Below are 6567 nucleotides of genomic sequence, written 5' to 3' on the forward strand. Positions count from 1 at the left end.
GCCTTGCCCAGCGAATCCAAGGGGTAACGGGTGTAATATTTCGAGCCGTGCAGCCCCGGCTCTTCACCGCCGAAAGCGATGAACAGGAAATTAAAAGGCTCCTTCACGCCATTGCCCTGGTAATGCCGCGCAAGTTCCAGGAGCCCTGCCACGCCGGAAGCATTATCATCCGCCCCGTTATGAATTTCATTCGGATAGCGCCCGTTGAACAACTCGCCATGCCCGAGATGGTCATAATGCGCGCCGATGATCACCGTGCGCGGAGCGCCGTTGTCGATATAACCCAACACGTTCTTGCTGCGCAGGTTGTAGTGGTTCCCGCGGGCAAACACGAAATGCTGGAAGTATTGTCCCGCAACGGCCGGCTTCAGCCCTATTGATTTAAATTCCTTCTCTACATATTTCGCTGCCTTCTCACCGCCTTTCGTTTCCGTACCCCGGCCCTTCAGCTTGTCGGACGCGAGGTAATTCACCGTGGCGCTGATCCTTTCGGGCGAAGGCGCCGTTTCCTGTGCCGTGGCTGCTCCTGCATAGGCCAGCCAGATCGTCAATATTGCAATCTGCTTCATATAGTAAAAGTAAAAAAGGCCCCATTTGCGTGGAGCCTTTTTGTGTTATGCGGTTATATTATTTCTTGCGTGTCTTTTGTACATCCGCCTGGCGTTTCTGCATCTCTTCCAGTCTTTCCGCCCATTTGGACTTGGTCTGGGGTTTCGATTTGTTCGCCTGGATCTGTGCGTGGATCTTGTCGTGGTTGATGATGAACGTCTGGATCACCCACTGCAACAGGATCGAGATCACGTTGGAGAGGAAGTAATAGTACGTGAGCGCCGCGGCCATGCTGTTGAAGATACCCAGCAGCATGATGGGGAACACGTAAGGCATATACTTCATCACCGGGTTGCTCTGGTCGGCCATGCCCCTGTTGTAGAACGCGAGGATCAGGCTCGTGATCGTCATCAGGATGGTGAACAGCGAGATGTGGTCGCCGTACAGCGGGATGGTGAAACCGAAGTTATAGATGGAATCGTAGGTGCTGAGGTCGTTCGCCCACAGGAAGCTTTCCTGGCGCAGCTCGATGGAGCTGGGGAAGAACGAGTACATCGCAACGAGGATCGGCAATTGCAACAGTGCGGGCAGACAGCCGCCCAGCGGGTTCACGCCGGCGCTGCGGAAGAGTTTCATCTGCTCCATACCGAAGGCCTGCTGGTCGTCTTTGTGCTTGGCGCGCAGCTCGTCCAGCTCGGGTTTCAGCACTTTCATCTTGGCGGACGACACATAGCTCTGGTACGTGAAAGGCGCGATGATGAGGCGGATGAAGATGGTGAGCAGGAGGATGATCAGGCCGTAGTTGGAGGTAAGGCCGCCGAGGAAGTCGAACACCGGGATGATGATCCAGATGTTCACGTACTTCACGAAAGCGAAGATACCGGAGCCGAGGGGGATGATCTTCTGCAGCTCGATGTCCATCGACTTGAGGGTCTTGTATTTGTTGGGACCGTAGTACACTTCGATGGGGAAGCTGTAGCTGGCGGCGCCGTTGTACGGGATGAACAGGGTCGACATCTGCTGGCCCACGATATTGCCGCTTTCGGGCACTTTGGTGTGGATATCGGCGGATACGAAGTTATCTTTTTTAGCGATGAGCGTGGTGTTGAAGAACTGCTGCTTGAAGCTGATCCATTGCAGTTTGCGGTCGAGTTTTTTCTCGCTGCTGTTGGAAAGCGTGAAGTAGTCGTGGTCTTTCTCCGAATCGCGCCAGTGGATCTGGTTGTTCAGGCGTTCCTGCTGCATGTCGTGCTCCTGCAGGTCCGACTGGCTGTTCCACTGGTATTCTACATTCTTTCCGCCCAGCACGCCCTGCATACCCACCAGGTTAATGGTGTAGTCTACCAGGTAGCTGTCGTTTTTCAGCATGTAGGTGTATTCGATGTATTGGGCCGGGTTGGAAGTGGGGAGGCGGTAGCTGATGGACTGGCTGCCATCGGGGTGCTTCTCCACGTTGCCGGGTGTAAAGAATACGTCTGCGGTATTGAGCGACTGATTATTAGGCAGGGGAACTTTGATACCCTGACGGTTGAACGAACCTTCCTGGAGCATGAGGGGCTCCCCGGCGGAGGATTTGAAATCCAGCAGCTGGATGGCTTTGGGTTGGCCGCCTTTATTGGTAAAGGTGATTTTCACCTGTTTGTTTTCCAGGACTGCGGTGGCTTCGGCACCGGTGGCTGCTGCGGTAAAGGGACCATATTCGTTGGTGAGGCGCAGGGAATCCTGACCTGCGGGCGCTGAACTATCGCCGAGGGCAACGGTTTTAACTTGCTGCTCTTTGGGCTTGTTCAGGTTGGCGATGGAATCCTGGCGGGCCTTTTCGATTCTTGCGTCCTGCGCGCTCTTCTGGTTCCACCAGATATACCCTACGAGGAGGGCGCCCAGTAACACAAAACCAATGACCGAATTTCTATCCATGTCGAAAATTAAAATTTAAGGAGCAAAGGTAATATAAAGGCGGGTATGATGCATGATTTCTGTTAGCGGAAATGTTAAAGTCATCCGCTAACAGAAACCATAATTACATCAAAATTATTTTATTCATGTACCACTTTCTCTTCCTGCTGCTTAGCCTTACCATTTTTGGATTCAGCATAGGTTTTGGCAGCGGCAACGAAGCTCACGAAGAGGGGCGCCGGGCTTTCCACGGTGGATTTCAGCTCGGGGTGGAACTGGCCGCCGACGAAGAAGGGATGGCCGGGCAGCTCGATCATTTCCACGAGGCCGGTTTCCGGGTTTTTGCCGGAAGCAACGAGGCCAGCCTGCTCGAACTGGTCGAGGAAGTCGTTGTTGAACTCGTAGCGGTGGCGGTGGCGTTCGGTGATGGCGGTGGCGCCGTTATAGATGGCGGAGGCTTGTGAACCGGGTTTCAGGTCGCAGGCATAGGAGCCGAGGCGCATGGTTCCGCCCATTTTGGTCACTTTTTTCTGCTCTTCCATGAGGTTGATCACGGGATGGGCGGTCTCCGGGTTCATTTCCGTAGAATGCGCATCCTTCAGGTTCATGACGTTACGGGCATATTCCACAACGGCCATTTGCATGCCGAGGCAGATGCCGAAAAAGGGCAGATTGTTCTCACGTGCGTACTGGATCGCCGTGATTTTACCTTCGATACCGCGGTGACCGAAGCCGGGAGCCACGAGGAGGCCGTCCAGGTTTTTCAGTTTTTCCGCTACATTATCAGGCGTAATGTGCTCAGAGTGAATGTTTTGCACAATAACCTTACACTCATTCACCGCACCGGCGTGGATGAACGATTCCAGGATGGATTTGTAGGCATCCTGCAGTTCCACGTATTTGCCGATGAGGCCGATGGTCACTTTGGTCTTGGGATATTTCAGCTTGTCGAGGAACTCGCGCCATTTGGTGAGCTCAGGTTCTTTTTCGACGGGCAGGTTCAGTTTTTTGAGGGTGATGACGTCGAGTTTTTCGCGCATCATTTCCAGGGGCACCTCGTAAATGGTTCCCACGTCGTTGGCTTCGATCACCGCGTCGACCTGCACATTGCAGAACAGCGCGATTTTCTTTTTCAGCTCGCGGTACATGGGCTCTTCGGTACGGCACACCAGGATATCGGGGTGAACGCCGTTTTCGGAGAGAAGTCTTACCGAGTGCTGCGTAGGCTTGGTTTTCAGCTCTTTCGCGGCGCGCAGGTAAGGGATGAGCGTGAGGTGCACTACCAGGCAGTCTTCTTCACCCAGCTCCCATTGCAGCTGGCGAACCGCCTCTACGTAGGGCAGCGACTCGATGTCGCCCACGGTGCCGCCCAGCTCGGTGATAACGATATCATATTTACCGTCTTTCCCCAACAGGAGGATGCGGCGTTTGATTTCGTCAGTGATATGCGGGATCACCTGGACGGTTTTGCCCAGGTAGGCGCCTTCGCGCTCTTTGTTGATAACGGTCTGGTAAATTCTGCCGGTGGTAACGTTGTTGGCCTGGGATGTCGGCGTATTGAGAAAACGCTCATAGTGCCCCAGGTCGAGATCGGTTTCTGCGCCATCTTCAGTTACAAAGCACTCGCCGTGCTCGTAAGGGTTCAATGTCCCCGGATCCACATTGATATACGGATCGAATTTCTGAATAGTCACTTTAAAGCCACGTGCCTGCAATAATTTAGCGAGGGACGCAGCGATAATTCCTTTACCCAATGAGGAAGTAACACCTCCCGTAACGAAGATATATTTTGCCATAAAAACTAAGTTCCTGATTCTTTTACTTGACCAAAGCGGGAAGTGATGCCGGGACTGTAATGGTGGTATCCTGTCAAGTAATTTACTTCCGTAAGGTCATGCAAAGTTACACAAATTTGTTCCCCTCCCAAACCGAATTTTCTCAACGCCCTCCAAAACGCATCTCAAACCAGCCACCACAGCAGTTTTCAAAAATTTCCCGGCGGGAGTTCGCTCCAAATCCCCTTCCACAGCAAGCCACGGGAATTGTCATTGCATTCCCGTAATTTTGCCCCCGAAATTCGTTCCATTATGACCTTGATGCCTAAAAAGGCCCATGAATCGCTCATCCAGATGACCGAGCTGGTGCTCCCTAACGATACCAATACCTTCGGCAACCTGATGGGTGGCCGCCTGATGTACTGGATGGATATTGCCGCCGCCCTGGCCTGTATGAAACACTGCGCCGCCCCGGTGGTTACCGCTTCCGTCGACAACATTTCCTTCGAAAACCCCATCAAACTGGGTAATGTGGTGCATATCGAAGCCATCGTCACCCGCGCTTTCACCACTTCCATCGAAGTACATATGAAAGTTTGGGGAGAAGACCCGGTTTTACAATACCGTTACAAATCCAATGAAGCCTTCATGACCTTCGTAGCCCTGGACCCCAACGGCAAATCGCGCCCTGTTCCCCAGGTGATCGCTGAATCGGAAGAGGAGAAAAAACTGTACGACGGCGCCCTCCGCCGCCGCCAGCTCCGCCTCATCCTCGGCGGTAAAATGAAACCGGCCGACGCCAACGAGCTCAAAGCCCTTTTCTACGAACAATAATCCACGCGATTTAAAATATGGATCCCGGCAGCGGCGCACGCCCCTGCCGGGATTTTTCTTTCCACCCCTGCCCTTCCCCAAAAACAAAACGCGCACCCCGGGGGATGCGCGTCCATTCTTCTGAGATATCTGTATATATGAAACTTCAGTCTTTCTTCACCAACACGCTCGTCAATTCGTTCAGTTTCCTCACTTTTTCGGAGAAATCTCCTTTCAGCCGGTCGCGGATGGCATGCAAATGCTGTAAAATGGATTCCAGGCCCTCGGGAATCGACTCGTTCAGCACTTCCTTCAGCCTTTTGGCGATGGTCGGCGATTTGCCGTTGGTGCTGATCGCGATTTTCAAATTCCCCTTCTGCACCACCGAACTCAGGTAAAAATCGCACAAAGCAGGCGTATCGGCCACGTTGATCAGCACTTTGGCCGCCTTCGACTTTTCCCAGATACAGTGGTTGAGCTCCTTATCCGCCGTAGCGGCGATCACCAGGTCTTTCCCGAAAATGTCCCCGCAGGAAAACGGCTTTTCCACCAGTGTTACGTTCGGGAAGCCTTCCACGATGCCCGCCATTTCGGGGGCAAACCAGGTGGCTACCACGGTCACGCGGGCGGTAGGACAATTATTCAGGATCGCCCCCACTTTTTCGCAGCCCACATTCCCTCCGCCTACGACCAAAACTTGTAACTGGTCGAGTTTCAGGAAGATGGGAAAAAGATGGTTTTGTTCCATGGTGACAAGATAAAGAATTAAACGGCCAGTTTATAGTCATCCGCCAGTTTGGTCTGCAGTTCCTGGAACGCTTCATGGAAGCGTACCACTTCGCCGATCACGATGATGGCGGGGTTGCGCAGGCCTTGTCCTTCCGCGATGGCGGCAAGGTCGGCGGCTACGCCCACACCCACTTTCTGGTCGGGCAGGGTACCGTTCTGGATGATGGCGGCAGGCACCTGTCCGCGGCCTTTCGCTTCGTAAATGGAAGCGATTTCCGCGAGTTTGCTCATGCCCATGAGGATCACCACGGTAGTATCCGCCTGTATGGCGAATTCGAGGTCGCGGCTCAGCTTGCCGTCCTGCGTGGTGCCCGTGATCACCCAAAACCCTTCGCTGACGTTGCGGGCGGTTACGGGGATTTTATTGACCCCGGGCACCGATATGGCGCTGCTGATGCCGGGGATTACTTCGGTGTCGATCCCGTACTGCTGTGCGGCGGCGATTTCTTCCTGGCCGCGGCCGAACACGAAGGAGTCGCCTCCTTTCAGCCGTACCACGCTGCCGTAAGTCAGTGCGTACTTCACGATCATGCGGTTGATTTCTGCCTGCGTGTATACATGCATGCCGGCGCGCTTGCCTACGAAGCGTTTGAGGCAATTCTGCGGGGCGTGGTCCAGCAGTTCGTTGTTAGACAGGGCGTCGTACAGGATCACCCGGGCCTGTTGAATGGCCTTCAGTCCTTTCACCGTGATCAGATCGGAAGAGCGTCGTGTAGGGAAAGAGTGTAGATCTCGGTGGTCGCCG

The 6567-nt window shown here is 53.9% G+C and carries 5 protein-coding genes; 1 reads left to right on the forward strand and 4 read right to left on the reverse strand.

Going from position 1 to position 6567, the window contains the following annotated elements; genetic code table 11:
- The 3 genes from Q0510_RS19475 to Q0510_RS19485 form a co-directional block, all read right to left on the reverse strand.
- A partial coding sequence (locus tag Q0510_RS19475; RefSeq protein WP_298715481.1) for a M20/M25/M40 family metallo-hydrolase occupies positions 1 to 569 on the reverse strand: 569 nt, incomplete at its 3' end.
- 58 nt (positions 570 to 627) lie between these two features.
- Positions 628 to 2466 carry a membrane protein insertase YidC gene (gene yidC / locus Q0510_RS19480; RefSeq protein WP_298715482.1) on the reverse strand — a complete coding sequence of 613 codons (1839 nt, stop codon included), beginning with the start codon at positions 2464 to 2466 and terminating at the stop codon, positions 628 to 630.
- Positions 2467 to 2585: 119 nt separating this feature from the next.
- Positions 2586 to 4241, reverse strand: coding sequence for a CTP synthase (locus tag Q0510_RS19485; protein WP_298715483.1), 1656 nt, complete (start codon positions 4239 to 4241; stop codon positions 2586 to 2588).
- Between the two features lie 291 nt (positions 4242 to 4532).
- On the opposite strand from Q0510_RS19485, the gene Q0510_RS19490 reads away from it, so the two are divergent.
- A complete protein-coding gene (locus Q0510_RS19490) occupies positions 4533 to 5054 on the forward strand; it encodes an acyl-CoA thioesterase (protein ID WP_298715484.1) in 522 nt (173 codons plus the stop codon).
- Between the two features lie 145 nt (positions 5055 to 5199).
- On the opposite strand, the gene Q0510_RS19495 is transcribed toward Q0510_RS19490, so the two are convergent.
- Positions 5200 to 5781: a bifunctional precorrin-2 dehydrogenase/sirohydrochlorin ferrochelatase gene (locus Q0510_RS19495; protein ID WP_298715485.1), complete on the reverse strand. Its 582-nt coding sequence runs from the start codon at positions 5779 to 5781 to the stop codon at positions 5200 to 5202.
- Between the last annotated feature and the right edge of the window lie 786 nt (positions 5782 to 6567).

This window comes from uncultured Chitinophaga sp., assembly GCF_937874145.1.
GTDB lineage: Bacteria > Bacteroidota > Bacteroidia > Chitinophagales > Chitinophagaceae > Chitinophaga.